Raw genomic sequence first — 25193 nt, 5'->3', positions numbered from 1 at the left:
AGGATTGACCGCGATTTGACCGCCGATGAAGAAAATTAGAGGTTTTCAGAGAGACTTCTCATGAATTCAGTGAATTTTTGAGAAGTTTTTTCTTTCATGCTATTTGTCATATGAGCATAGATGTTCATGGTTGTTTGAATATCCTTGTGACCTAGAATTTCTTGTATCTCTTTAACTCCAATGCCAGCCTCAATTAAGAGGGAAGTAGTTGTATGACGTAAAGAGTGAGGGGTAACAAATTTATTAAACGATGTCTTTTTTAACAAACGAGTCATCCGAAAACGTATAATTTGTGGTAACTCTGGATGACCACTTGGTTTAGCGATAACAAAATTCTCGTCTAAATAATCTTTTCCTGTAAGTAACTTAATTTTTGATTGTTCAACTTTATGTTTGTGTAGCATGTTCTTAATGAACGGATCCATTGGTATAGTCCGAATAGAACCTTCTGTCTTAGGTGTTAGCAGTTGATACTCATTTATATTATTTTGGGGATTGTAAAGCGTTTTTGTAATACTAATAGTTGAACCCTTAAAATCAATATCAGACCATTTTAAAGCTAATAGCTCCCCAGAGCGCATGCCTGTATAGGCTAAAAGGGCAAACATTTGATAATCTAAATATAAGCCGTGATTTTTAGCAATCCGAAGAAATTCTAATAGCTCATCTTTTTCTAAAAATTTAACTTCTTCTTCGGTATTTTCAATCTCTTCGATGGTTTTCTGTTTTTTAGGCATTTTAACCAATGAAGCGGGGTTCTGGTGGATAAGATCCAACTCCATGGCATACTTAAATATCATGTTGGCTACTGCTTGAATACTTGTAAGTGTGTTATGAGCGTAGCCTTTTTCATGTAACGTATTTAGTACATTTTGATACGTATTTCGTTTAATTTTATTAATTTTTAAAGATCCTAGAAAATATTTTAAGTGCTTGAGGCTTTTTTTACGGTTTAACACTGTACTAACTTTGACTGTTTTTTCATAGGATCTAAGCCATTCATCAGCTAAATCTCCAAATAGTACATCTTTTGTAGAAAATTGAACCCCTTTATACAGCTGATTTTTTAATTTAGTATAAGCTTCAACAGCTTCTTGACGTGTAGCAAAGCCTCTACGTGTTGTCTGCTTTCTTTTTCCCGTTATAGGATCTATTCCAATATCAATTTTGAACATCCATGTATAGCCGGATTTAGCTGTTTTAGATTTTACTTTCCGTAAATGCAAGGTAGACGCCTCCTTAAAAGTTTTGATTAAATCGACTATAGTTAGTTATAACATAAAAATCACCTCCTAAGAGGGAATATATGTTCTCTTTTATTTGGAAAAAATAGCCCAGTAAAAGGGCTATTCCAAAAATAAATAAGTTTAATAATAATAAACTTATTGTTATAATATATAAAACTTCTTTTGAAAGTGGTGTAACTAATGATAGAACGAATTGTAAATAGAATTAAGAAACTTGAGAATGCTCATTTGCACAGTAAAGCAGAACGTATGATATTGAAAAAAGAGCTAATGAACCCCAATGTACCTGAATGGGCTAAAGATGCATACACTGCATATAAATCAGCTGGTTATAATTTTGAAGAGCGTGGTCACAGTATGGATTTCTATCGAATAATTACTCTTCTTCATCAAAAGAAGATTCTTTGAGCAATGCAATTAGTTGTTCAGCGATTTCTTCAATTGACATTCTATCTGATGTTAGGGCAGTTATATCTGCTAAAGAAGGACTGTATTTCCTTACTGTCTCATAGTTGACTTGATGCCAAATCGGGAGTATTAAGTTTTGACTTTCACCAACATGACGACCCATCAATCCATCAAGTTCATAATTTGTCCATCCTTTGCGGATAAATGCCTCCGACAATACAACTATGCCGAATCGACAATTTGATAATCCCTTATCAATAGAGCGACGTGTACCTTTACCCCAAGTTAACTCATATTCATCATACCAAATTTTTACTCCCGACTCTTTAAGAAGAAATGCCAATGGTTTAACAAAATCTTCTTTGTCATCACTTGCGTGTGATATAAAGACATCGTATTTTTCCTCATCATCATAGCTGTTAACTAATCTTTCAGTTTGAAGAGCTATGGAATGTTTATAGTTAGTTAGTTCGCTTAACAATGTTCGTTGAGATTGTTGATGTTCTCTTTCCATTTTTGTTCTCGTAACATCCATCTTTTTTAATTGAGCGGTTTCTTCTCGAAGTAGTCTTTCTTCGTAGATATGTAACTTTTTTTCTTCATCTGTAATTTTTTTATTCAAAGCACTCTGTTCTTTTGATGAATTTGCAATATTTTTTTGGAGACGATCAATTTTTGAGAGTTTGGTCTTAAGTATTGATTGTGATGTTGTAGGTCTAATAGTCTTTTTTACATTTAAAATTTCTTTCATAGCTTTAGAGTAATTGTCTTGCTCTTTAGATAATTTTTTTCTTAAATCAGTAATTTTAGTTTTTGATCTCCGAATGTTCCCCTGGATAGTAGAGATAGACATAACAAATCAACTCCTTATTAAATTAAATAGAAACTCTCGTTTAGTTTGAAAGAAAAGCCCTATTTAAAGGGCTAAATTTTTACTTGCTGTAAGCAGACTCTTTATTTCAGTCCTATTTGAGTTTTATTCATTAACTTGTCGCCTTGGAACATAAGCGAAGCATTCGCACCAAGATCGCCTTCACCAGTATAGGAAATCATGACAGTGTGAAGACTTGTTCCTTTTTCTCCAGACTCTGAAGCAACTTCGCCTTCACCACCAACAATTTTCGAAACTTCTTCGTAACTCATATTATTCTGTATTTTATCGAATTCACTTTTCGTGATTGTAACATCAGAGTTACCACCCAAACCGAATTGTGATTTATTCATTAACTTGTTGCCTTGGAACATCATTGAAGAGTTCGCACCAAAAGACCCATCAGCTTTGAATGAATACATTACTGTATATAAAGAAGTTCCTTTTTCTCCAGACTCTGAAAGAAGTTCTCCTTTGCTTCCAATGATTTTTACAACTTCTTCATAAGTCATACCGTCTTTAATCTGTTCAAATTTCTCTTTAGTTAACACTCCATCATCTGTTGATTTAGTTGTTTCTTTTTCGCTATTTGTTGCCTCAGTAGCATTGCTAGAATTAGTTGTTTCTTTTTTGGCAGGTTCTGTACTTGCTGTTTTAGATGTCTCTTTTTTGTCTTCATTACCACCGCTTGTAGCAACGCCAATAACAATAATTAGGACTATAAGTCCGATGAACCCCAGACAGCCCATTTTAAAAAATTTCTTCATACGTCTTACTCCCTTTTTATAAAATATTTATGCTTATAGGCAAAAAGCCTTTAACATTGAAAATAATAGTAATTAAATGAATTTATTATAATAGTTAAATATAACCATTTTAATCTCAAAAAAATATAAATTTAAGACTTTTTTACAGTTGAAAAGCTAAAAAAAAGAACCAACGAGAAACCAACCAATAACCATCAGACAACCAACGGAACAATTCTCAAACCCCTTGTAGCTCTAAGGGTGGAAGGTTATAAAAAAGTTTAGATAACCAACGGGGAACCAGCGAACAACCATCGGATAACTAACTTATATTAATAACAGCATTATAACAACATTAATAACTAGAAGAAGAATATGCGCGCGTGATTATAAAAGAAAAATATTCTAGAGTCAAGAATTTTCTAAAATCTTTTAAGGTGCGCAAGGTGAGTAGGAACACCTTGCATTCGCATAATATCTTGTTTAGTTAGACGTGTATCTTGATAACTATGTATAATCTCATCTGGAAGTAATAACTCAACAGCGAAAGTATTTGCCTGTCTTTCAAACTTGTTAACTGAGAAGAGAGTATTATTCCGTAGGAAAGAGGTATTATGTGTAGGGTGCAAAATAGCATGTCCTAATTCATGAGCTAAAACAAAATTACGCTCCTTCTCAGAAAGGTCATCATTAACGAAAATAAATTGATTTCGTCTTTCATATTTGTACATACCTTGAACTTCATCAGGGAAATCCCAGGGAACAACCTGAACGCCCATTTCTTCAGCAATTAAGAGAGGGTCATTGGTTCTGTATTTCTCGATGAGGCTTCTAACAACTGAAGAGATAAGTGTCTGCATTAGATGTCACTCCTGATTGTCACGATGTTTTTTCGGAATATACTTTTTGTTAATGCGTGTAGCTTGCCTAATTGCATATTCCATCGCGTCAAGAATAGATTCTTTTGCTTCCTCACTCATCGGTTCACCCATAAGCATGTACCCATCATCAGTGGATAGATCTTCTTTGATCTTTTCTACACGCTTAGCAATGTCTTTTTCGTCTTTATCTGTTAATTGAGAAGAGGTCTCTTTCAAAAGGTTGTTACCGTCCGCCATATAACCCGCGACTCTCATTAATGACTCATAGTCCTCTTTAAGTGCTTCGGAAAGTTTTTTTATTGTAGTCGCTTTCGGAACACCACGCTTGCCATTTTCAATTCTTGACAATTGAGCAGCGCTTATTTCTGAATAAAGAGCAACTTGATTGAGAGTTAAGTTTTTTGACTCTCTTATCTTTTTGATGTAACTACCGAAATCGCTCATAAAATCATCCATTCCATCATTATTTATTGCATTTGTAACCTAATGATAAGAGGGTTTGTTACCAAAAGGCAATTAATTTAGAATAAATTTCATAAAAAGTGTTGCCTTTTGGTAAAATAGTTGATATATTATTACCATAAGGTAATTACCAAAAGGTAAACAGGAGGTGCACGACTTGGAAAACACAACAGACATCGTTGTAAAGGTTGATTTCTTAAGGGACTATCTTTCTCAAAAAGAGCTTTCAGAAAGTAGATTCGCAGAAATCATAGGGGTTGCTCATAGTACAGTTAATCGGGTTCTAAATGGAAAAAGAAACCCAGGTAGTAAATTTATAGCTGGTGTATTAAAAAATTTTAGCGACTTAAGTTTTGAAGAAGTATTTTCTTACGAAAACAATTTACCAAAAGGTAAAATAATTTAACCTAGGAGGTCATCAAGTGAACAAATTCGATTCTGTTAGAAGCAGAAGAAAAGAGCTTGGTCTCACTCAGAAGCAACTGGCAACTAAAGCATCCGTTTCCCTTTCAGTTGTTCAACAGTTGGAAGGCGGTAAGCCTTATAACCCAAAAAGTAAAAATTTTTTCAAAGTAGCAAAGGCACTAGAAGTTGAAATTGATCTCTTACTATTTGGATGCGCTTGGCCTGAAGGAAAAGAATTATGACCTGGCAAGAGTTGCTCACATATTGGTTCGTTATCACAACATTCAACGTCTTTGTTTTAGGGTTAAGCATTTATGTAATTCAAATAACGATTGAATCAATCAAACGAAAAGGTGGTATTCGCAAATGGATAATTCAATCAGTGTGTCCATCGACATGGCGCCGCTTATGGAACGATTAAATAAGCTTGAGGAGCGGATTATACAATCCTCACAGAAATCTTGGTTAGATGAATATCCAAACATGCTAACAATATCTGATCTAATGGAGATTTTAGGCATCAAACGCACAAAAGCATCTGAATTGTTGAACCGTGAAGATTTTCCGGTTTTCAGACTGGCGGGCACTAAAATCCCAAAACATTTATTTATTCGTTGGATAGAAAGCCACACTGAATGGCTTGAAAAAAACACAAATTTTTCTGCTCCAAAAGCTATTTAATAAGAGCTTCTAGTATAAGGGTAACATGCAAACAAGCCATAAAAACAGGCACGAAATATGGCTGCAATATCAGAAACTGACAATTAAATATGGCAGGGAGAGATAATTATGAAAACAAAAGCAAACCTAGGAGAAATTTTGAAAGAGCAAGGGAAGACGCAAACGGAATTTGCGAATGAAATTGGCTATGATCAATCCACTATTTCTAAATGGGCCAACGGTAGCCGGACTATCGCAAAGGAGGCAAAACCTATTTTAGCAAGAGGTCTTGATAGTTTTAAATACTACATCGGTACTATGAAAGAAACGGCAGGTATTTCATTAACACCTTACATGAACGGAGATCGAATACACAGGGATATTGCTTCAATGCGAATGCTTGTTGAAAAGGAGCGAAAAGAAGCAGAAGAGTACTGGAAAAAAGATTTCTGGCACATACCTCCTGAGTTCGCTAATGAGATTGAACGCGAGGAGGTTAGGCAGTTCATAAAAGAGTATTCAGAAAAGCTTGCAGCTGAATTCAATCTACTCGCTGTTGTTTGTGAAAGGTACGGCTTCTCTTTAAAGCAAATTGATCAACAGCTGGAAATGACCTTTAGATCAAGGGGGTTAGTTAAGTGAGTATACAAGCTTTAAACATCTATGAGCGAGCAAGAGATTTAGAAGAGGCTGGATGGGCAGTCATTGAATCGATTGATTTAAATGCTGATATGCAGGAGTTACAAGAAGAAGCATTTGACACAGTTCTTACATCTAGGAAGATCCAAAAGCAGTCACTAAGTCGAGTAGAACGAATTGTAGCGGATATGCAAAGTAAGGGATTGGATGTTGATATAGTTCCGCGTTACCTCAAATTTAAGGAGGAGACAAGCTATGTATAAGTTGCCAATGATGAAAGCCGGTGAAGTGAGTAAGTGGTGTAAAGCATTGAAAGGGAAGCCAGTTTTGCTTTTAGATATAGAACGTAGAATTCGGCAAAATGTGTGGACAAATAAAAAGACAGTCAGCTAATTTGGATAGCTAACTGCCTTAAACATAATACAAAATGTGTATCTGAATTATACCACATTACATAAGTGGGCGACAAGCATTGTTCTTGTCGTCATGATCAGGAAAATCCTTTATCTATCGGTCCTTAACCGTAAAGGCACAACTCATTTTCCTGGTCATGACGATGCGAATAGATAGCATCAGAAAGTAGGTGAATAACATGCATGTAGAACATCCTGAAATTACTCAAGTAAATCGTACAGGCTACGTAAATATGGTGGCTCAATCTGAACATGCTGGAGTTGATTATTTCGGAACTGAAATTCTTATCGGTGATGAAATCGTAACAGATGATAACACCGGTGAAGTGGTCTTGAAAGAAGATTTGGAAAAGTACTTGGAAGAAGAGTACGGCTTCAAATTTACAACAGCAGAATAAAAAAGCCTGCACGGCCAGGTGCAGACTTTAAATGTTAAAGAATTTTAAGGTACTTACAGTTTATAAAAAAACTTTATAAAAAGCAATGGAGGGTGAGATCAATGCAAGCTGAAATCTTAATTCCTACATCCAACATGAGTGAAGCTGAATGGTTAGAACATAGACAAAAAGGCATTGGCGGATCAGATGCTGGTGCCATTGCTGGATTAAGTAAATGGAAATCACCAATTGGAGTTTATCTTGATAAAATCGGCGAATCACCTTCTGAAAGTAGTAGCAGTGAAGCAGCCTATTTTGGACATGTCCTTGAAGATGTGGTAGCACAAGAATTTTCCAAGCGAACAGGTTTAAAAGTTCGAAAACGTCAAGCGATACTTCAACATCCAAAACATATCTTCATGCAAGCTAATGTAGATCGGTTAATCATTGGTAAAAAAGAAGGGTTGGAATGTAAAACAGCTAGTGAATATTTGAAAGGCGATTGGGAAGAGGAAGAAATTCCAGCTCAATACTTGATTCAATGTCAGCACTATATGGGTGTTACTGGCTATGAAGCATGGTGGATTGCCGTTTTAATCGGTGGAAATAAATTTGTTCATAAAAAAATAGAGCGTGATGAAGAAATTATTAACTATCTGATTGAGATTGAATCTGATTTTTGGAACAATCACGTTCTTAAGAAAAACCCTCCCGCATTTGATGGTTCGGAAGCTTCAACTAATTTATTGAAAGCAATGTATCCAGAAGGGGATCGTAGCTTAGAGCCTGTTGAATTAGCTCCTGAAGCATCTGACTTAATTTCAAACTATGAACAAGCAAAAGTAGAAGAAAAAGAAGCTTCTGAACGTCGTAAAGAGGCTGAAAATAAATTGAAATCATTACTGGGAGAACGCGAAGCAGCATATGCAAGTGATCGTTTAGTTACTTGGAAAACCATTAGTAGCTCACGTGTTAACTCTAAGTTATTAAAAGAAAAATATCCAGAGGTGTATGAAGAAGTAGCTTCAAGTTCGTTATCTCGTAGATTCGGAATTAAATAAGGAGGACATAAAATTGGCAACTAACAATTCAGTTAAAAATCAATTAGCACAACGAAAAAACAACGTAGCAAAAACGGAGGACACAGGTTTTCAAGGTCAGCTAGCTACAATGTTTAAGCAACAATTTAAAGCAATCACTTCTATTGCACCTAAACACGTTACCCCTGAACGGTTAATACGTATCGGGATGAATGCAGCAAGCCGTAACCCTAAGTTGATGGAATGCTCTCCAGAGTCAATTGTAGGGGCTGTCGTTAACTGTTCAGTACTTGGTGTTGAACCTAATCTATTAGGACATGCTTACATCGTTCCTTTTTTCAACGGATCAACAAAACGTATGGAAGCTCAATTTCAATTAGGATATCGAGGCCTTATTGATTTAGCTAGACGTACAGGTGAAATCACAAGCGTATACGCTCATGAGGTTTATGAAGGTGACGAGTTCGAATACAGCTACGGTTTAGATAAAGATTTAAAGCATAAGCCTATCGGTGAAGAAGATGAAAGTAAAATCACTCATTTTTACGCAGTGTACAAATTAAAAGATGGGGCCTTTGATTTTATTGTAATGAGTCGTAAGCAAGTAGAGAAGCACAGAGATCGTTTTACGAAAAGTCAAAAGAACGGAAATGTGTTTGGTCCTTGGAAAGATCACTTTACTGAAATGGCCAAGAAAACAGTTCTTATCAAGCTTTTAAAAACAGCTCCTATCTCCATTGAACAGCAAGAGACAAGAACAGTTATGGAAGGCTTACAATACGATAATTCCGTTAGCAAGGTCAAAGAAGGACAATTTGGTGATGGATTTATCGATGCTGAATATCAGGTTGAGGAAGATATGGAAAACAACCAATCTCAGCAAGAAGTACCAGGAGAAAAGCCAAGCGCCTTTGACTTTGGAGGAGAGGAAATCGATATCAAAGATGAGGATTTACCTTTTGATAAATGAGAGAAGAACGCATAGCATTCCCTCATTGTTACAAATTTTCAGCCAAGAACAAAGAACAGTATGAAGGCTATATTCAAGGCTTTCTTAATCTATATCATCCGCATCTAAAAATGGTGCGGATTGAAAAATACTACGTGGTTTGCACTAAAAAGTAAGAGGTAGTAAAGGAGTGGATTCGGGGCATGAATCACATTACTACGGGGTTTGTTATTCTGCCCCGATTGACATTCAAAAATAGATTTGATCAAGCGCTATACAGCATTTTTATGGAAGAAGCTAACTTCGCTACTAATGATTATTTAAAACGCGGTCAAGCTAAATTCAAAATGAGCGAGCTGTCCGAAGAATTACATACAACAAGAAATATGGTTCGGAATTCTATTACGAGACTGGAGAAAGACGGTCTTATTAAAAAAGAGCCATTGCCACAAAATAAAGGCATTCTCGTGACAATTATCAACTACGACGAATACCAAAGCCTAGAAACCTATCAAAAGTCCAAGGAGACCAAGATAGAGCCTCCTAAAGAATTGGTCCAACTAGTAGAAAGTGAAAACAGTCCTTTTGATCAAATAGAAAATAAGTTCATTCAACAAAGAGGCTCAGGACTCAATATAAGCGCCTCAGATGCCCAATCAATTAATGAGGTGTTAAGTCTAGGTATCCCATTAGAAACGATTCTCGAGTGGATGGATACGATTTATGCGCACTATATCAAAAGGAATAACGGTCGAACGATTAGAGCCTTTAAATATTACGAAGAAGCCATTAAGACTCAACAGCAAAAGCTACAGCAGCCTAAAACGAACGTTACGCCTTTTCCGAAGCCAAAAAAGGAAAACAGCATAGATGCCATAGCAAGGTTTGCTCAAAAGCACGGGGTCAATTTAGGAGGTACACAAGATGGAAATACATGAAGCGCTAGACATTCTACAAAGAATAGCTGCTTCCTATACACAGTTTGATTTAACTGGTGAAATCGGAGAACGACGAATTGAGGTTTGGTCTTCTCACCTTATGAAAATGCCATATAAGCCAGTTTTAGAGCGAGTAAATCAACACATTTTACACGAAAAGTTTCCACCAACTATCGCAGAAGTTTCGGTTAAGGTCCAAACAAGCAATGACTTCTTGAATGAGCAATCTCGATGGAGAGAACAAGTCAAGCAAGAGAAACAGGCAGGTAATCATAAAACGTTTGTTGATCATCTGCCACCAGAATTAAAGAAAAAGTACGGTTCCTTTTTAAGGAAGTGAGGGTGAAAACGTGGAGTATCAATTAGGGGTAGAAAATATTGAAGCAGAACAAGCTGTCTTAGGTTCAATTTTTCTTGAATCGGATTTATTAGATGAATCGATTTTACAAACACAGCAATTTTCAAAAGCTTCACACAGAGTCATTTTTAAGGCGATGAGAGAGGTTCAAGAAGCAAATAAACAAGTAGATATAGTAACGATTGTAACACAGCTAGGAGAAGCTATTGAGCAGGTAGGAGGAGTTTCCTATCTAAGTGATTTAACAAACGCGGTTCCAACTACAGCGAACTTCAAAACTTATGAACAAATGATTTTAGAATCCTATCGAGTCAGAGAAGCACGGAAATTAGGAGCCAAATTAGCAACTGTCACAAGTGAAGAAGAGGTACCAAATATTCTTCAATCATTAGGTGAATTACAGGATATCAAACGAAAAAAGAATCGTACGAAAAGCGATGTTCTCGCAGATATCTTCTCTGATATGAGTACTCCAACGCAAGGGCTCACAGGTATAGACACTGGCTTAGATGACTTAAATCGTATGACTGGTGGTTGGCAAGGTGGAGATTTGATTATCGTTGCTGCAAGACCTTCAATGGGTAAAACAGCATTTGCTTTGAGTTTAGCCCAGGCAAATTGTGAAAAAGGCGGCGTGTCCGATATCTTCTCACTTGAAATGTCTGATACACAGCTAGTTAAGCGGATGTTGTCCGGTCTTGGACGAGTGAACGGCAAGAAATGGTCTAATCCCTTTGAAGAATTCACCAATGAAGATCATGAAAATATGGCAAATGCCATTGGCCATTATGAAAAATGGGATATCAACATTCATGATGAACCTACCCAAACAGTTTACGATATCCGTTCAAAAATCAAAGAATCATTTAAGGAACATCCAGATAAAAAGCACTTAGTCATCATTGATTACCTGCAGCTCATTTCATCTGTAGGGAAGTTTGAACGTAAGGATTTAGAAATCGGTCATATCTCAGGGATGTTAAAGAAAATAGCCCGTGAGTTTAATGTACCTGTTATTGCTTTGTCACAGCTTTCCAGGGGTGTAGAACAACGCCAAGATAAACGTCCAATGATGTCCGATATTCGTGAATCAGGAAGCATTGAACAGGATGCGGATGTTATCAGCTTTTTATATCGCGATGATTACTACAACAAGGATTCAGAAAATCCAGGCATTACAGAAATCATCTTAGGGAAGCAGCGTAATGGTCCAGTAGGTACCGTACAAACGTTATTTAGAAAAGAATACGGCCAGTTCCTCAACTTGTCAAAACAGCTAGAGGCCAAGATGGAGGCTGAGTTAATTGGATAAAAATCAGGTGTTTCAAGAAATGAAAAAATATTACAGTCAAACAGGAAAGGTTATGGATCCTCATGTGTTCCAATCACAGTTTTCAGGCACTGTGTCAGCTCAAGAAGCAACATTAGGTATTTTAATGTTCGACCAATACTTAGACAGCGAGGTGAGAAGGCATGGCGCTACTGGCTAAAGCTGTTCGGCAACGTCAAAGTTATTTAATCAATGAATTAGTACGGTACGGATATTTTAAAACCTCTAACGGCAGGCAGTTATATGAGTTAAGTCTAACAGAGTTAGAGCAAGTTCATGTTCAGGTGAAATCTACTTTCGGAAAGCAATTACAAGAAGGGGAATGATGAAATGATTGAATTCACAGTATACGGGGAGCCAGTCGCACAGGGCCGTCCAAGAGCAAGTACTCGAGGCGGTTTCGTTAAAATGTATGATCTAAAGAAATCAAAGGATTTTAAACAGTATGTGAAGTTTACAAATTGGTTACTACAACACTCTTGATGGAGCTTTTAACTCTCTCATAGAGAAGGAAATCAAAGGTAGTGATGCAATTAATCTTGATGCATGTAGATGGTGTGAAAGAGAATATATTTGAGGCTTTGAAGTCGATTAAGCCAATTAAATAAAAAGATAGCCCTTATTGAAAAAAAGAGCTATCCATAAAATAAATTATTGTTTTTTGAGATTATTAAAATAATTTTCTATTTCCTGTAAAGATGGGACTGTTTTGTAATAAAAAGTGTTGTCTTCATACGTTAGTTCAAATTCAGGCCAAGGAATAGCTTCATATACTTCACACATGGAATTTCTAGAACCGGCTAATTTAAATCGAGCTCCATCAGGGTGGGTGAGAGCTATATAAGCTAGTCCACTTTTACGACTTAAAGTTTGGAAAACAGAATATTTCCCTTGAGTTCCTAAGGCAGCTAAGTTAGCAGGATAGTAGACAACGTCATTACAAGGTGTGGGTAAAGCAATTAAGTCTTTAACTAAAGCAGATGGAGTTAAACCTTTCGTTACTATTACCATTCTCATCACCTCTTCTATATTAGATAGACTAATTATTACTTAAAATGGTGAGTTTTACAAACTAAATATTTAATTTAAAGGAAGTTTAACAGAAGGGAGAGCCGAATGTCGGTTTAGTAAAAATAAAAAAGACGCTCAGCCAAGAGCGTCCTTACAGGTAAAATAATTTTATAAAAGGTAGTTTCATTATACACTAGGTGGAGCAAAAAAAGACCAGGAACATCTTCCCAGTAACCTAATGAAATTATAACAAGAGGAGGTATTTTCTGGTGAGACTTCAAGAAATTAAAATAAATGTCGATACAATGAAATTGGAAATTGATATAATGAAGCAAAAAGAAAGCTTTGCTGTAGTTGTATGCGATGGGCAGGCTAAATTAACCAAATTACCGCATCATGGTGAGACGAAAATTATAACTCATCAAGGTAAGGTAAAACGCGTTAAGTTTGATGAGGGGGAAGAGTTTTGAATTTTCAAAAAGGCTTTATAGATCTAAGAAAAGAGTAGTAAAATTTCGATTTCTAGGTTGTCAAAGATAAACATTTTGTTGAGTTACAACAGATTAGGACCGGAAACGTTGATATAAAAAGTTTTAATGTTTAATGTATTAGATTAAGTGAGGCAATGTTAATTATTTTATTGTTGAGAGAAACTTTTTTATTGAATGTCTTTATAATAGTTATTGATGCTTAAATAATACCTTAATTGGATTAATTTTCAAGGGAAATGAGGAGCCAATGTAATGTATAAAGAAGAGGATATAGACTTTAGTATTGTTGCAGATGATGTTGTTTTTGAGAATGTATGCGTGGATTTAATTAGGTCTTTAGGTTCTTTCCATGCTGTCGGTTGGAGAGAAGGTAGTTTTGATGGAGGGAGAGATATAGAGGGTTATACAGTCGTCGATTACCCCCTTGTCGGGAAGAAAACTGAAAAGTGGTTCTTTGAGTGCAAGTATTATACAGGAGGTGTTCCTTTAACAGTAATTTTAGATAAAATAGCTTGGGCAATTGCTAGAAAAGTAGATAAGTTAGTAATAATAACATCAACTCACCTAACCACTCAGGCAAAAGACTACATAGAAGAAGTAGATCACACAGTCCCAACCAAAATTTATGCTATAAGTGGCGCAGAACTCAAAAGCTTAATAATTAAGCATCCTGAAATAGTCGAAAAATATTTTATTAATTCTCATCAGAAATCAGCTAAGAGTGCGTTAAATGATTATTTTTTGTTTGATGATGTTGCTTCTATAAGTCGAGTGGAGGAACTAAGTAAGCATGTGAAAAATACTCGATATACTTTTTATGAGGTAGTTCATTTATTAGGAAGTTATCTTTCTTATCCAGAAGAACATGGATTTGGTTTTCCAATAGATGAGATTCCAGACCTTATTGAGGAAATCAAATCGAGAGGTTCTTTTAATAAAGATACCTGCTTAAAGAAATACCAGACACATTTAAATAGCCTCCCGTATATCAATAATAATGAAATGAATTATACAATCCATAATTCAGATTTCATTCTAAAAGCAAGGTCTAGATTTACGTGTTTAGAAGATAATGAAAAAAACAGCAGTTATTTCTTTTTGGAAAAAACTGATCAGTCAGTAGCTATTGAAATTTTTATCAGTCCAACCAAAGTGGAAAATTGGTCAGTAAGTATATATGAAAAAAAGAATATTAAATCCATTTATAAAAAAGTGAAAAATTATTTAGGTTTTTAACTGAACTATGTTTGTATAATGTATAGTGCAGCTTTTTCAATATACAAGGACCATGTTAAAAGCAAGATATTATTTTAGATTACAAAGTAATATGATTTGCTTTTTCTATGGCATTATTCGATGAGGGGGGAGAATTTTGAATTCACGTTCTATTGCACTTGTAGTAAACCATAGTCATTGTACTTTACCAGGAACATTTAATGAATATTTTTCCTTTGATGATATTGAGGGCACTAACATTGAAGAAGGTGTAGCACGCCTCCCATATAGAGTTTTTTTTCCAAGGCATCCACAATGGGATGAATTCATTGAAAGGTTAGGAGCAGAGCAAACATTTCTTTTTTCGAGAGTTCTACTTTCCTATTATGATGCAGCGTACATGCTTTTTACTTTTACTGCAAGGTATAGGTCAGGAAAAGATTTAGCTGATATTTCTTTTGAAGATATTGAAGGGCAAGCTCAAGGATATAACATTGATGACTTTAATTACTCATCACTGGATTATGAAACATTTCTTGGATTATATGATAGACACGGTGACAGAGTACTTAATAGTTACTCTTTTTCTCATAATAATCTACAAGAGCTCTTTTGGGCAATGAATATGGAAAAGCTTTTAACAAGTCAAGGGATATCTTATTATCCTAATCGTACTTTTACATTAGATGAACAAAAAACAAATAATTTCTCCTTATTGACCTATAAAATGCTCAAAGTTAATGAAGTAGGAATGGTAATGCATACTTGGAGAAAGTTAAACTCATATAACAATTCAGATTTTATCAATAATGTAAGTAATATATTAGAGTTTATAGAAAAAGACCTTGGTAAGAATATAAACACATTTAATACACAGATAGGAGAACTTCCGTTCTTGCAGAATTTGATTAAACTGGTTTCAAAAACAAGAAGAGAATTTTATTTTGGCTTATTTAATAACTCGGAATTACTAGGCTTCCTCTCTCGTCACGGATCTAAGAGTTTAATTAATTATAATAAAATGAGTAATAATACTGAATTAAAAATGAAAGTTATTAGAGATAGAATGTTAAAAGGAATAATTCCAAATCAAAGAGAGATTCAGTATATGCTAAATGTTTGGCATTATACTACATCTTTAATAGTGACAATATGGTTTAGGCTGAAAAAAACAAATAAAAGATAGTTCTATCAGCTAACTGAAGGACATTAATCTTCGCACAGAAAACTGTGTTTTGATTGGTGTCCTTTTTATTAACAAATTTCCTTTTTGTTAATGAAACCATAAAAGCATTTTAGGGTTTTAATATGGTAAATTAATGAACATAATAAAGAAAAAAGTCGTAGATTAGAAAGGAATATTGTACTATAATGTCCAAGTATTATAAAAATTGGGGGCATTACATTGAACAAAAAAATTATTATTCCTTTTACAGTTCTGACAATGGCTTTTACAGCAGTTGGTGAGACAACGACTTTTGGCTATTCTAACAAAGCTGAAGCCGCAGTCGTTCAAACAGGGACAACTACGTCAAACTTAAATGTGCGCCAAACAGCAAGTACGACTGCTAGGAAGGTAACTACATTACCAAAAGGGACCACTGTAACTATTAATGAAGCAAAGAGCGGTTGGTATCTTGTTACCGTAGGGAAATATACAGGGTGGGTATCATCAAGTTACGTAAAAGTGGTTCAGCAATCGGCAAGTAATACTAGTAAATCTACGCCAACTACTAGTAATTTAGTAGTAAAAAAGGGTATCACTACATCTAGCTTAAATGTACGTCAAACAGCAAGTACGAGTGCTAAGAAGGTGACTACATTATCAAAAGGAGCTACTGTAACTATTAATGAAACAAAAAGTGGCTGGTACCGTATTACTTCTGGGAAGTACACAGGCTGGGTATCATCAAGTTACATAAAAGTTATTCAAGAATCTACAAGCAGTCCTAGCAAATCGGCAACAGGTAATACAACAGTAAAAACAGGAACTACTACGTCAAACTTAAATGTGCGCCAAGCAGCAAGTACGGCTGCCAAAAAGGTGACTACACTATCCAAAGGGACTACTGTAACTATTAATGAGACAAAAAATGGTTGGTATCGTATTACTTCAGGAAAATATACGGGCTGGGTATCGTCGAGCTATATAAATGTTTCAGCCCAAGTAACAAATCCAGCGAAACCAGATACTAATACAACAACTAAGCCAGAAACTAACACAACGCAAACGACTACGCCTAAGCCGCCATATCAGACACCTCCAATTCCGGAGGTTAACCCTGAGGATGATGCACCTTATTATCCACCGGTTCTTGATGTACCCGCAGCTACAGAAGCTTATACAACAACACGGGGAGTACAAGTTTATGCTGTAAACCCTAAAAAATCAGAAGCTGTAACTATGACTAATTCTTGGGATCGGTTTATAAAGCAAAAAGAATATGAGGCACTAGGAGCATCTCTTTCTTTACCTTATAATGTGGATGTTTATTCGAGTGGTACAGGGCTTAATGTTGATTTTACAGATCAAGGGCAAAATACTGAAATTGGACGTGCAAATGGAACACTTACTGCACCGGGAGTTAGTTTAGGATCCTATATTGATACAAAAGAAAAGATTATGACCTTTGGTATCGATAATTCTAAATTAGGGTCAACTGATAAAGATATACAAAAACCAATGGCAGAGTACCTTCTTGGTAAGATGTTACAACCTTATATACCAAACCACTTTGATTTTATTGTTTATCAGTATTACTTAATTAGAAAAAATGGAGTAAGTCAAACAGTTAACCATCATCATTTAGATGGATATTATATCACTATTGACTGGTCTGGCATTACAATAAAACCTGACCAAAAAAAGAAGTAATTTAGCATTACATTAACAGTTAAAAAATCAATAAAGTTCTACCAGCTCACCGGGGGACACTAATCGAAACACAGAATACCGTGTTTCGATTAGTGTCCTTTTTAAATAATTAATAATAACAAATTAATTATTTGGAAAAAAACTAGACTTAAAGCACTATATAATGCTATATTAATTCCGTTATATCCAATAAATTGAATAGGAGAAATAAAATGGGGAAAACATTAATCAAAAAAATTAGTTTAGTATCTATGGCTATTGTTATGTTTACTCTCTCGTATTTACCAGCGGTACAGGCAAGCTATACTGAAAACCCAAATGGAGTTTATTATGAATTGTCAAGACAAGTCTACAATGTTAAGGGAGATGGCTCTCATTCTAGCATAGAGTCAGCACTAAACAGTAAACTTGGTAAAGGGAAGTTTAAGGTAATTGATACTATTGATGTTAATGAACAAAATTATCATAAGGCTGGAACTTCTTCCTCTTCAGGGAAAATACTACCCTTAGACAAGACTGGCTTTCAGGCCATGACAGTAGTAATTGAGGGAAGTAAGAAACTATATATTGCGTTCAGTGGTTCACAGAGCTTCAGTGATTACAATACTGCGAAGAATATTATGGAAGATGATATCCCTGGACAACTATATCAAGCACAACTTTATGCAAATTATATTTATAAGAATTTCTCTCAATATCAAGGTTACAAATGGTATTTCACGGGTCACTCTCTAGGTGGTTGGTTGGCAACAAAGTTGTATTTAGACATTCGTGCAGCCAATTGGGTTATCCCTACAACTTCAAAGTATAAATATGGTGGACCTATTGGTAAAAAGACAATTAACGGGGTTTATACGTTTAATCCATTACCTATACGTAAGGGCCAGCATCTTCCTCAAACGCAATGGGATGCAAATAAAAATGGGGTTTATAACCAAGACATCAAAAACCTTTATATTGAAAATGAATGGCTAAATGGCGTCTATGATATGCACTCTGCAGAAATAAATTATTTTGGTACTAAGGGAGGTATTAATACAGGTATTAAAAGTTATTCAACTCTGGGTTATAAACCCAATTCCTTACTTTTTGATGTAGGGTATTACTATAACTGGTGTGATAGAAAACAACAAGCTGTTGTAGATGGTCATAGTATCTATAATTTTACTAAATATGTACAATATTAAGTTGCATGTAACCCATAAGTTCTACTAGATTGCTAATGGGCACTAATTTAAATCATTTTAATTAGTGCCTTCTTTCTATCAATTAACTTAATATTGCAATGAAATTTGATTAAAAAACTAATTTAAATTATTAAGTAATAATATAGGAAACTTAATAATACCGTGCTACCAGCTAACTGGAGGACATTAATCTTTACACAGGAAATTGTGTTTTGATTGATGTCCTCTTTTTTATTTCATAAAGGGGGATTTACAGTGAAGGTTAAAGTGGAGAAGAATTATTGTAAACGGTGTGTATGGCAGCAAAACGGATTATGCATGTTCCAACGCTGTGTTAAGGGATATGGGTTTGTAGCAGATAAGCCAGTTAAAAAGGAGGTTAAATGATGGGAGTCGAACAGTTAACATTACTTGAGCCAGTGGATGAAAAATTAGTGCGGAAAACTGTAATTAAAGAATTAAAAGAATATAGAGCTCTAAAGGTCCAGGTGGAAAATAAAGAAGAGTGCGAACATGCAGGTCTTGAATTGTTCCCATCTATTCGTAATTCTTATGATATTAACGAATTAAAGGTCAAACAAATTAATAGGGCATTAAAAAACAGCCTGGATCAAGAAGAGCTCTTAATCATTGAAAAAGCATACCTTACATCCAAACAAACGAAAGACATTGAAATTTATCTTGAAATTGGAGTGAAAAAAGATACTTATTACGCAATGAGAAACAGAGCGTTGAATCGCATAGCTACAGCACTTGGGATAATCTAAGTGCTTTTTCCTTTTGCAGAAAAAACACCGAAAAAAATCAGAAAAAAGGGGGACAAAATAGGGGACTATTTATTTTTCCATGACAGGTAAGATTTTCTTATAAGCAATAGCAATTTGCTTGTGGGAGAAGCGCCTTTCCCTTATCAAGACGTACTCGGGTGTATCGAATGACTATGAAGGTTGCCGGCTGAAATTACGGGGGAACAACTGGAGTCTAGCTGTATTGCGTACGATAGCCACGGGGGAGTGAAGTGTGCAAGTCCTTCACGAAACTATTGTCTGTCGTTCTATGTACAGCAACCGTTACTACAATCCTGGCCGCCTCCCGAGTGATTGAGAGAAAACGGGTTTAATTTACTTAAGCAATTAGCGTAATGGGGTGTTAAATAATTAGTATAAGAAATGTTTGTAAGGGCATATTGTGAATAATGATTAGCATTAGTACTAGTCGAACAAGGTACACACATGGTAAATGTATCATCACTTGTGAAAGCACCTTACTCCACGGGTGCTTTTTATTTCTAGGAAATGTGACTAGTAAAATGGAATATAAGAAGGTATTTTGTCTTATCTTGCCGTATTGGTAGGCAAGGAGGCAAAGATATGGAGGAGTTCTTAGAAGTATTGAGATTTAACGCAAAGGAATTAAAAATACAATTTGAGAAAAGCAGTATAGAAGGAAAAAGCACTTCTCAAGAGGTATCAGATTTTCGAGAACAAGCCGTTCAACAATTTGTAAGGCGATATTATCCCTTTCCTTATCAAATAAGTAAAGGGGGAATATATGATAGTTATGGAACAAGGTCAGACTCGATAGATTGTCTTATACTGAATCCTAATCACCCTCATACAGTAAATCATGCGGGAAAACATAGCTTGATTATTGCTGACGGTTTGGATGTAGCGATAGAAGTTAAACCCGATGTAGCTAATCGACAAGAGCTTTATAGAGGTTTGGTTCAAGGGATTTCAGTGAAAAAATTACGTCGGCGTAACAGTCCATTACTGGTCAAAAGTAATCATCCAGAGTATATTCAAGAGCTATCTAGACAGATTCCTTTTTTTATTTTCAGTATGAAATCTAAAAATAATATCAATGATACTATACAAGAAATCAAAGCTTATTATGAGGAACATAAAGTGCCAATTGTTGATCAAATAGACGCATTGATAATTAATGACAAAGGAATTTTAGTGAATTTTAAATATCAGGAATTATATCCATTCAATACTACAAGACTTACCACTGAAGAGCAGGCTGGCTGGTTTTTTGAAGAATGGGGAGCTGACACTTTAGGTGGTTTTCTATTCCACTTAGATAGAGTGTTTGGTGCTTCTAGTCAAATTAATGATACATTCTTAAAATACTATGTACTTTCAAAAAAAATTCCGACAAGATCAGTGTAGAAGTATGTAAGAGAATACTTAATAAAGATAATAAAAAAGCATTCCTACACGGGAATGCTTTTTTATTAGGTAATAGTTCAACTTATAGTTAGCTTATAGGAGTGAGCCAAAGTTGAACTAAAAATATAAAGAGATACTGGCTAAGAATTTTTTATCTATTATAATCAAAAGAAAGGAGGGGTTTTATGGAAATTATAATAGAAGAAATCACAGGCGTAGATACAGCAACATTAGAAGGAATGAAATCTAGCTTTAGAAAATGGATAAATGGAGATTTCAAAGAATTTATCGAGGATCTAAATTTGTCCATATTAGATAAGATAATTATCCCAAACGATTTTGGGGAAGCTGTGACTAAGTTTCAGAAGGAACATAATTTACAAGTTGGATATACAAGCAATGAAATGGGTGTTGCGGGAGGTAAGAATCTTCCCTTTGAACGAGATGGAGAAACTAGAGTAGTTATTTTTATCCAAAGCGGGGTGTTTTTATCAATATTTAATAAAGAGTTTGCACAGGAGGCAGCTAATATAATTCATCATGAATTATGTCATGTGCATGATCAATATAATAATCTTCAGATGGAAAAATTTAATGAAGGTTATTATAAAGATACGGGTGATTTATTATTTGATTTATTAAAAAAACATTCATCATGTGTATGGGATGAGTATATAGCCCCTAGATTGTCCTGTTCTACATTACCAAAAGATAGTGACTTATCTTACTTGTTTTTATTAGATTTAATTAAGGATACCGAAAATAAAGTCAAAAAAGACATAGATGATTATAGAACCCAGGGTGATATCTCTTTACTTTTTAAAAACATACAAGAATTAACTTCTTTAACTTTAAAGATTGCAGCTACTGTTATTGGCAATCTTCATGGGTTAAACTATAACGACACTAAATTATCTGAAGTTATTAATAAAGGATTAGAAGGCACTTTTATATTCCCAATCTGGAATGAGCTCCATGAGACATTGGAAAACTTATATCAGTCTTACCCAAATTGGAAAGACATCTATGTGTTTGATAGTTTAAATAATCTTATTTTGAAATCATGGAACGAATTAGGGGTATTTCCTGAAAATCGAGGCAAAGGTCTTTATGTAAATGTACCTTAATAAATCTAAAAAAATGCATCTTTATTGATGCATTTTTTTGTAAATAAAGTATTTTTAAACTTTAACTAATGGAGGCGGTGATGATGTAAATGGCTAAGGGGAAGTATGAAAGATGGTTAATGAAAGAAATTATTTTCCCTCAAAAATATTTAAAAATCTGAACCCTCTATATTAAAATTTTCTAATTTTAGCCGATGATTTTTTATAAGGCTGCATATAACATAACAAAATTAGGAAGTGGAAAATGGCAACAAGAAAAAGGCAAAGAAACAGCAGGAGAAATAGAGGAAGCTTTGTTTTTGGCGGGGTATTCTTCTTATTTACTTTGTTTAGTATAGTGTTTTTATTACTTAATACCTATACGAACCTAACGAATCAGAAAGAAGAGAAGCTCCAAAGAAACGAAGATAAAGAGAAAGTTGAATATTTTATAAATAATCGGTTATCTCCAACTTATGATGAATTTCATAATAATTTATTAAAAATGGATAGCAGAATAAAGCTTATTGATCCGTTAACCCTTAAACAAAAGGATGACGTTATCAAATTTGCTAATTACAAATTAAATAATCTTTCAATTACTGGAATGTCAATGGTGTCTACGAGTCACAACGAAAGACCTTTATTTGATGGCCATGTATATGCTTTCTATATTCTATTACCTAGTAGTGATAATCAAGTCAATTCAAATGAAGTAAAGAGACTGGTCTTTAATGTTAACAGTGCGTTAAATAAAAAGGTATCTGAAGGGGAGATAAGTATTTTGCTAGATAAGCTTCAAAAAAAAGCTAATGATAGTAGAGAGGGATATATGGGATGGGCGGATAGTTATTATAAAGTTCAAAATCAAGATTTAATCTATGAATTAGAATATAATGGTGACGGTCCGAAATGCCTTAATATTGACCTTTATAGTGAAAATGAAATAGAACGTATTGTAGAGAGAATGGAAAGACTGAATGAAAATTAATTAGTTAGATCTATAGTTTCAGCATAAAACATTTTTAATGACCTTCTTTAATATTGGAGAAGTAATAAATGTCGTTATATTTATAGGATTTAAAGTCGCTCTCTTATGAGCGACTTTTTATTTTATAAGAATAGAAGGAGGGAGTGCAAATGTAAAATGGCTAGAAAAAGAGATCCGCGCCGTGACGAAGCCTTTGAGATATGGAAACAACATAATGGAGAAATAACCAATCGACTTATAGCAGAACAGTTGGACATTCCAGAAAAGACAATTAGTGCGTGGAAAAGTCGTGATAAATGGAATGCAGTACTGCAAAAAGATGAATGTAGTACTACAAACAAAAAATCTTCTCAAAAAACACGAGCTTCAACTAAGAAACCTTCAACTGAAAATGATAACGAAACTATTGAACTTACAGAAAGACAACGGCTTTTTTGTTTATATTATGTAAAAACGTTTAATGCTACTATGTCTGCGACAAAGGCTGGTTATTCGGCAGATACCGCTCATGTGCAAGGTCCACGGCTGTTAGGAAATGTTAGGGTTTCTGCTTATATAAGAGAGCTTAAACAAACACTGACTGAAAACCTCTTTTTAGACGCTCAGGATGTACTAGCCAAGTATATAGCGATTGCATTTGCAGACATTAATGATTTTCTTACATTTGGGCGAAGGCAGCAACAAGTCATCACTATGTATGGTCCTTTATATGAAAAAGATAAGAACGGGAAAATAGACAAAAATAAGCCTGTTATGGAAACAGTCAATTATGTTGATCTAAAAGAAGGAGCTACAGTAGATGGCACTATTATATCTGAAGTAAAGCAGGGAAAAGATGGCGTGTCTATTAAATTAGCAGACCGATTAAAAGCATTGGATAAATTGTCATTATACTTCGATTTATTTCCTGACAGCTTTAAACGTAAGATTGAAGAAGAAAAGCTTAATATCTCTAAACAAAAACTTGAGCTTGATAAGATCCGTATTATTGGAGATGAGGAAGAGTATGAAGATGATGGATTTATTGCTGCATTAAACGGTAAGACGGCTGAGGTGTGGAACGATGATAACGAAAACAAAGACAGTTGATCAGAAATCATTTCAAACTATTCTAATGTCTAGACCTAAGAAGCTCAAACCCGCTCCCTTCACATTCAAGCCTTTTTCTGATAAACAAATTAAAGTTTTAACGTGGTGGCGTAAAGATTCCCCCGTGAAGGGCAAAGATGGAATCATATGTGATGGTTCTATCCGTGCTGGAAAAACCGTATCTATGGCCTTATCCTACGTTATGTGGGCTATGGAAAGCTTTGATGATATGAACTTTGGCATGGCTGGTAAGACCATTGGTTCTTTAAGACGTAATGTTATTACACCGCTGAAGAAAATGCTTAAATCACGTAAATATAAGGTACGTGACCACCGCTCAGATAATATGTTATCTGTTACTAAAAATGGTGTAACTAACCTTTTCTGTATATTCGGTGGTAAAGATGAAGCCTCTCAGGACTTAATCCAAGGTATCACATTATCTGGGATGTTCTTTGATGAAGTGGCTCTAATGCCTGAGAGTTTTGTTAACCAGGCAACAGGCCGTTGTTCGGTAGAGGGTTCAAAGTACTGGTTTAACTGTAACCCGGCTGGTCCTTATCATTGGTTTAAGACAAACTGGATTGATAGAAAAAAAGAGAAGAACTTGCTGCATGTTCATTTTACGATGAACGATAACCTATCTCTTTCAGAAGCTATCAAGAAACGTTATTACAACACGTATAGCGGAGTATTCTATAAGCGATATATCTTAGGTTTATGGGTACTAGCTGAAGGTGTTGTATACGATATGTTTGATAAAGATAAGCATACGGTTAAACCACTAGAAAGAGCCTATACGCAGTATTATGTATCATGCGATTATGGTACTCAAAACCCGACAACATTTGGTTTGTGGGGTCTTTTTGCTGGTGTTTGGTACAAGGTGAAGGAATATCACTATGATGGTCGGAAAAACAACAAGCAAAAGACAGACCAGGAATATTTAGAGGACTTGAGGGAGTTTATTGGAGATATAAAAGGGTTCAAAGGCGCTATAGTGGATCCATCTGCTGCCTCCTTTATTGCTTTATTGAAAAAGAATCGTATTAAGGTTATTAAAGCAAAGAATGATGTAATTGAAGGCATTCGTAACGTAGCAAATGCCTTAGTCAATAACCTTATAAAATACAATAATACATGCATTGAAACGTTCCGAGAGTTTGCTTCATACGTATGGGATGAGAAAGCGGCTGACCGCGGTGAAGATGCCGTAGTTAAACACAATGATCACCAGATGGACGGTGACCGCTATTTTGTTAATACAATTCTGTTTGGTAAAAAGAAAATGGGTACACTGAGTAAATCTCAATTTGGTTTGTAGGAGGTG

Annotated in this window: 32 protein-coding genes and 1 pseudogene; 27 read left to right on the top strand and 6 right to left on the bottom strand. The window is 35.0% G+C overall.

What is annotated here, in order from left to right; all coding sequences use genetic code 11:
• Positions 1 to 35: 35 nt before the first annotated feature.
• Positions 36 to 1226 carry a site-specific integrase gene (locus tag NST66_RS11370; protein ID WP_340843372.1) on the bottom strand — a complete coding sequence of 397 codons (1191 nt, stop codon included), beginning with the start codon at positions 1224 to 1226 and terminating at the stop codon, positions 36 to 38.
• Positions 1227 to 1427: 201 nt separating this feature from the next.
• Here NST66_RS11370 and NST66_RS11365 point away from each other — a divergent pair, with 201 nt between their 5' ends.
• Positions 1428 to 1655 carry a hypothetical protein gene (locus NST66_RS11365; RefSeq protein ID WP_340843371.1) on the top strand — a complete coding sequence of 76 codons (228 nt, stop codon included), beginning with the start codon at positions 1428 to 1430 and terminating at the stop codon, positions 1653 to 1655.
• On the opposite strand, the gene NST66_RS11360 is transcribed toward NST66_RS11365, so the two are convergent.
• The 4 genes from NST66_RS11360 to NST66_RS11345 all read right to left on the bottom strand — a co-directional run bounded on the left by NST66_RS11360 (position 1624) and on the right by NST66_RS11345 (position 4597).
• Entirely contained in the window at positions 1624 to 2508 is an 885-nt protein-coding gene (locus NST66_RS11360; RefSeq protein ID WP_340843370.1) for a TIR domain-containing protein, read from the bottom strand. The two genes, NST66_RS11365 and NST66_RS11360, sit on opposite strands and share 32 nt — an antisense overlap.
• A 101-nt stretch (positions 2509 to 2609) precedes the next feature.
• Entirely contained in the window at positions 2610 to 3293 is a 684-nt protein-coding gene (locus tag NST66_RS11355) for a DUF3862 domain-containing protein (RefSeq protein ID WP_340843369.1), read from the bottom strand.
• Positions 3294 to 3694: 401 nt separating this feature from the next.
• Positions 3695 to 4132, bottom strand: a complete 438-nt coding sequence (locus NST66_RS11350; RefSeq protein ID WP_340843368.1) for an ImmA/IrrE family metallo-endopeptidase — start codon at positions 4130 to 4132, stop codon at positions 3695 to 3697.
• A gap of 6 nt (positions 4133 to 4138) precedes the next feature.
• Positions 4139 to 4597 (bottom strand): helix-turn-helix domain-containing protein, encoded by a 459-nt coding sequence (locus NST66_RS11345; protein WP_340843367.1) that lies wholly within the window; start codon positions 4595 to 4597, stop codon positions 4139 to 4141.
• Positions 4598 to 4772: 175 nt separating this feature from the next.
• Between NST66_RS11345 and NST66_RS11340 the strand changes: the two genes are divergently transcribed.
• The 15 genes and pseudogenes from NST66_RS11340 to NST66_RS11270 form a co-directional block, all read left to right on the top strand.
• Positions 4773 to 5021 carry a helix-turn-helix transcriptional regulator gene (locus NST66_RS11340; protein WP_340843366.1) on the top strand — a complete coding sequence of 83 codons (249 nt, stop codon included), beginning with the start codon at positions 4773 to 4775 and terminating at the stop codon, positions 5019 to 5021.
• Between the two features lie 16 nt (positions 5022 to 5037).
• Positions 5038 to 5262 (top strand): helix-turn-helix domain-containing protein, encoded by a 225-nt coding sequence (locus tag NST66_RS11335; protein ID WP_340843365.1) that lies wholly within the window; start codon positions 5038 to 5040, stop codon positions 5260 to 5262.
• A 166-nt stretch (positions 5263 to 5428) separates the two neighbouring features.
• The gene (locus NST66_RS11330; RefSeq protein ID WP_375154007.1) at positions 5429 to 5701 is read left to right on the top strand and encodes a helix-turn-helix domain-containing protein; all 273 of its coding nucleotides are present in this window, start codon (positions 5429 to 5431) and stop codon (positions 5699 to 5701) included.
• A gap of 108 nt (positions 5702 to 5809) precedes the next feature.
• Positions 5810 to 6322 (top strand): helix-turn-helix domain-containing protein, encoded by a 513-nt coding sequence (locus NST66_RS11325; RefSeq protein ID WP_340843364.1) that lies wholly within the window; start codon positions 5810 to 5812, stop codon positions 6320 to 6322.
• A complete protein-coding gene (locus tag NST66_RS11320; protein WP_340843363.1) occupies positions 6319 to 6582 on the top strand; it encodes a hypothetical protein in 264 nt (87 codons plus the stop codon). The genes NST66_RS11325 and NST66_RS11320 overlap by 4 nt, the downstream gene beginning before the upstream one ends.
• Complete coding sequence (locus tag NST66_RS11315; protein WP_340843362.1) at positions 6575 to 6712, top strand: hypothetical protein; 138 nt, start codon at positions 6575 to 6577, stop codon at positions 6710 to 6712. The genes NST66_RS11320 and NST66_RS11315 overlap by 8 nt, the downstream gene beginning before the upstream one ends.
• Before the next feature lie 199 nt (positions 6713 to 6911).
• Positions 6912 to 7130, top strand: a complete 219-nt coding sequence (locus NST66_RS11310; RefSeq protein ID WP_097813165.1) for a YqaI family protein — start codon at positions 6912 to 6914, stop codon at positions 7128 to 7130.
• A 101-nt stretch (positions 7131 to 7231) separates the two neighbouring features.
• Positions 7232 to 8170 (top strand): YqaJ viral recombinase family nuclease, encoded by a 939-nt coding sequence (locus NST66_RS11305; RefSeq protein WP_340843361.1) that lies wholly within the window; start codon positions 7232 to 7234, stop codon positions 8168 to 8170.
• 13 nt (positions 8171 to 8183) lie between these two features.
• Positions 8184 to 9119 carry a recombinase RecT gene (locus NST66_RS11300; protein WP_340843360.1) on the top strand — a complete coding sequence of 312 codons (936 nt, stop codon included), beginning with the start codon at positions 8184 to 8186 and terminating at the stop codon, positions 9117 to 9119.
• Between the two features lie 182 nt (positions 9120 to 9301).
• A complete protein-coding gene (locus NST66_RS11295; RefSeq protein ID WP_340843359.1) occupies positions 9302 to 10036 on the top strand; it encodes a hypothetical protein in 735 nt (244 codons plus the stop codon).
• Positions 10023 to 10376: a replicative helicase loader/inhibitor gene (locus NST66_RS11290; RefSeq protein ID WP_221787476.1), complete on the top strand. Its 354-nt coding sequence runs from the start codon at positions 10023 to 10025 to the stop codon at positions 10374 to 10376. Before NST66_RS11295 ends, NST66_RS11290 begins: the two co-directional genes overlap by 14 nt.
• Before the next feature lie 10 nt (positions 10377 to 10386).
• Positions 10387 to 11706 carry a replicative DNA helicase gene (gene dnaB, locus NST66_RS11285; RefSeq protein WP_340843358.1) on the top strand — a complete coding sequence of 440 codons (1320 nt, stop codon included), beginning with the start codon at positions 10387 to 10389 and terminating at the stop codon, positions 11704 to 11706.
• Positions 11699 to 11884, top strand: a complete 186-nt coding sequence (locus tag NST66_RS11280; protein ID WP_340843357.1) for a hypothetical protein — start codon at positions 11699 to 11701, stop codon at positions 11882 to 11884. The genes dnaB and NST66_RS11280 overlap by 8 nt, the downstream gene beginning before the upstream one ends.
• Positions 11868 to 12050, top strand: coding sequence for a Fur-regulated basic protein FbpA (locus tag NST66_RS11275; RefSeq protein ID WP_275037534.1), 183 nt, complete (start codon positions 11868 to 11870; stop codon positions 12048 to 12050). Before NST66_RS11280 ends, NST66_RS11275 begins: the two co-directional genes overlap by 17 nt.
• Before the next feature lie 4 nt (positions 12051 to 12054).
• Positions 12055 to 12177 (top strand): annotated as a pseudogene (locus NST66_RS11270) (RusA family crossover junction endodeoxyribonuclease); the annotation flags it as partial.
• A 198-nt stretch (positions 12178 to 12375) separates the two neighbouring features.
• Here the strand turns inward: NST66_RS11270 and NST66_RS11265 are convergent.
• Positions 12376 to 12735 (bottom strand): hypothetical protein, encoded by a 360-nt coding sequence (locus tag NST66_RS11265; protein WP_241097251.1) that lies wholly within the window; start codon positions 12733 to 12735, stop codon positions 12376 to 12378.
• A gap of 269 nt (positions 12736 to 13004) precedes the next feature.
• Between NST66_RS11265 and NST66_RS11260 the strand changes: the two genes are divergently transcribed.
• From NST66_RS11260 to NST66_RS11210, 11 genes are all read left to right on the top strand, one after another.
• Complete coding sequence (locus NST66_RS11260) at positions 13005 to 13205, top strand: XtrA/YqaO family protein (RefSeq protein WP_241097250.1); 201 nt, start codon at positions 13005 to 13007, stop codon at positions 13203 to 13205.
• A gap of 273 nt (positions 13206 to 13478) precedes the next feature.
• Entirely contained in the window at positions 13479 to 14462 is a 984-nt protein-coding gene (locus NST66_RS11255; RefSeq protein WP_241097249.1) for a restriction endonuclease, read from the top strand.
• Positions 14463 to 14598: 136 nt separating this feature from the next.
• Positions 14599 to 15627, top strand: coding sequence for a hypothetical protein (locus tag NST66_RS11250; RefSeq protein WP_241097248.1), 1029 nt, complete (start codon positions 14599 to 14601; stop codon positions 15625 to 15627).
• Between the two features lie 219 nt (positions 15628 to 15846).
• On the top strand, positions 15847 to 17316 hold the full coding sequence (locus tag NST66_RS11245) for an SH3 domain-containing protein (protein ID WP_340843356.1): 1470 nt from the start codon (positions 15847 to 15849) through the stop codon (positions 17314 to 17316).
• Positions 17317 to 17528: 212 nt separating this feature from the next.
• Complete coding sequence (locus tag NST66_RS11240; protein WP_340843355.1) at positions 17529 to 18503, top strand: hypothetical protein; 975 nt, start codon at positions 17529 to 17531, stop codon at positions 18501 to 18503.
• Between the two features lie 386 nt (positions 18504 to 18889).
• Positions 18890 to 19270: an ArpU family phage packaging/lysis transcriptional regulator gene (locus NST66_RS11235; RefSeq protein WP_340843354.1), complete on the top strand. Its 381-nt coding sequence runs from the start codon at positions 18890 to 18892 to the stop codon at positions 19268 to 19270.
• 603 nt (positions 19271 to 19873) lie between these two features.
• On the top strand, positions 19874 to 20677 hold the full coding sequence (locus NST66_RS11230; RefSeq protein ID WP_340843353.1) for a DUF6602 domain-containing protein: 804 nt from the start codon (positions 19874 to 19876) through the stop codon (positions 20675 to 20677).
• 185 nt (positions 20678 to 20862) lie between these two features.
• Positions 20863 to 21804: a hypothetical protein gene (locus NST66_RS11225; RefSeq protein ID WP_340843352.1), complete on the top strand. Its 942-nt coding sequence runs from the start codon at positions 20863 to 20865 to the stop codon at positions 21802 to 21804.
• A gap of 244 nt (positions 21805 to 22048) precedes the next feature.
• Positions 22049 to 22774, top strand: coding sequence for a hypothetical protein (locus NST66_RS11220; protein ID WP_340843351.1), 726 nt, complete (start codon positions 22049 to 22051; stop codon positions 22772 to 22774).
• Between the two features lie 156 nt (positions 22775 to 22930).
• Positions 22931 to 23863, top strand: coding sequence for a terminase small subunit (locus NST66_RS11215; RefSeq protein ID WP_340843350.1), 933 nt, complete (start codon positions 22931 to 22933; stop codon positions 23861 to 23863).
• Between the two features lie 25 nt (positions 23864 to 23888).
• Positions 23889 to 25187 carry a PBSX family phage terminase large subunit gene (locus tag NST66_RS11210; protein ID WP_340843766.1) on the top strand — a complete coding sequence of 433 codons (1299 nt, stop codon included), beginning with the start codon at positions 23889 to 23891 and terminating at the stop codon, positions 25185 to 25187.
• Positions 25188 to 25193: the final 6 nt, after the last annotated feature.

This window comes from Priestia sp. FSL W8-0524 (assembly GCF_038005965.1).
In the GTDB taxonomy this organism is placed as follows: Bacteria; Bacillota; Bacilli; order Bacillales; family Bacillaceae_H; genus Priestia; species Priestia zanthoxyli.
The sequence above is the reverse complement of the archived record's forward strand: the minus strand, read 5'-3'. Positions and strand labels throughout refer to the sequence as shown.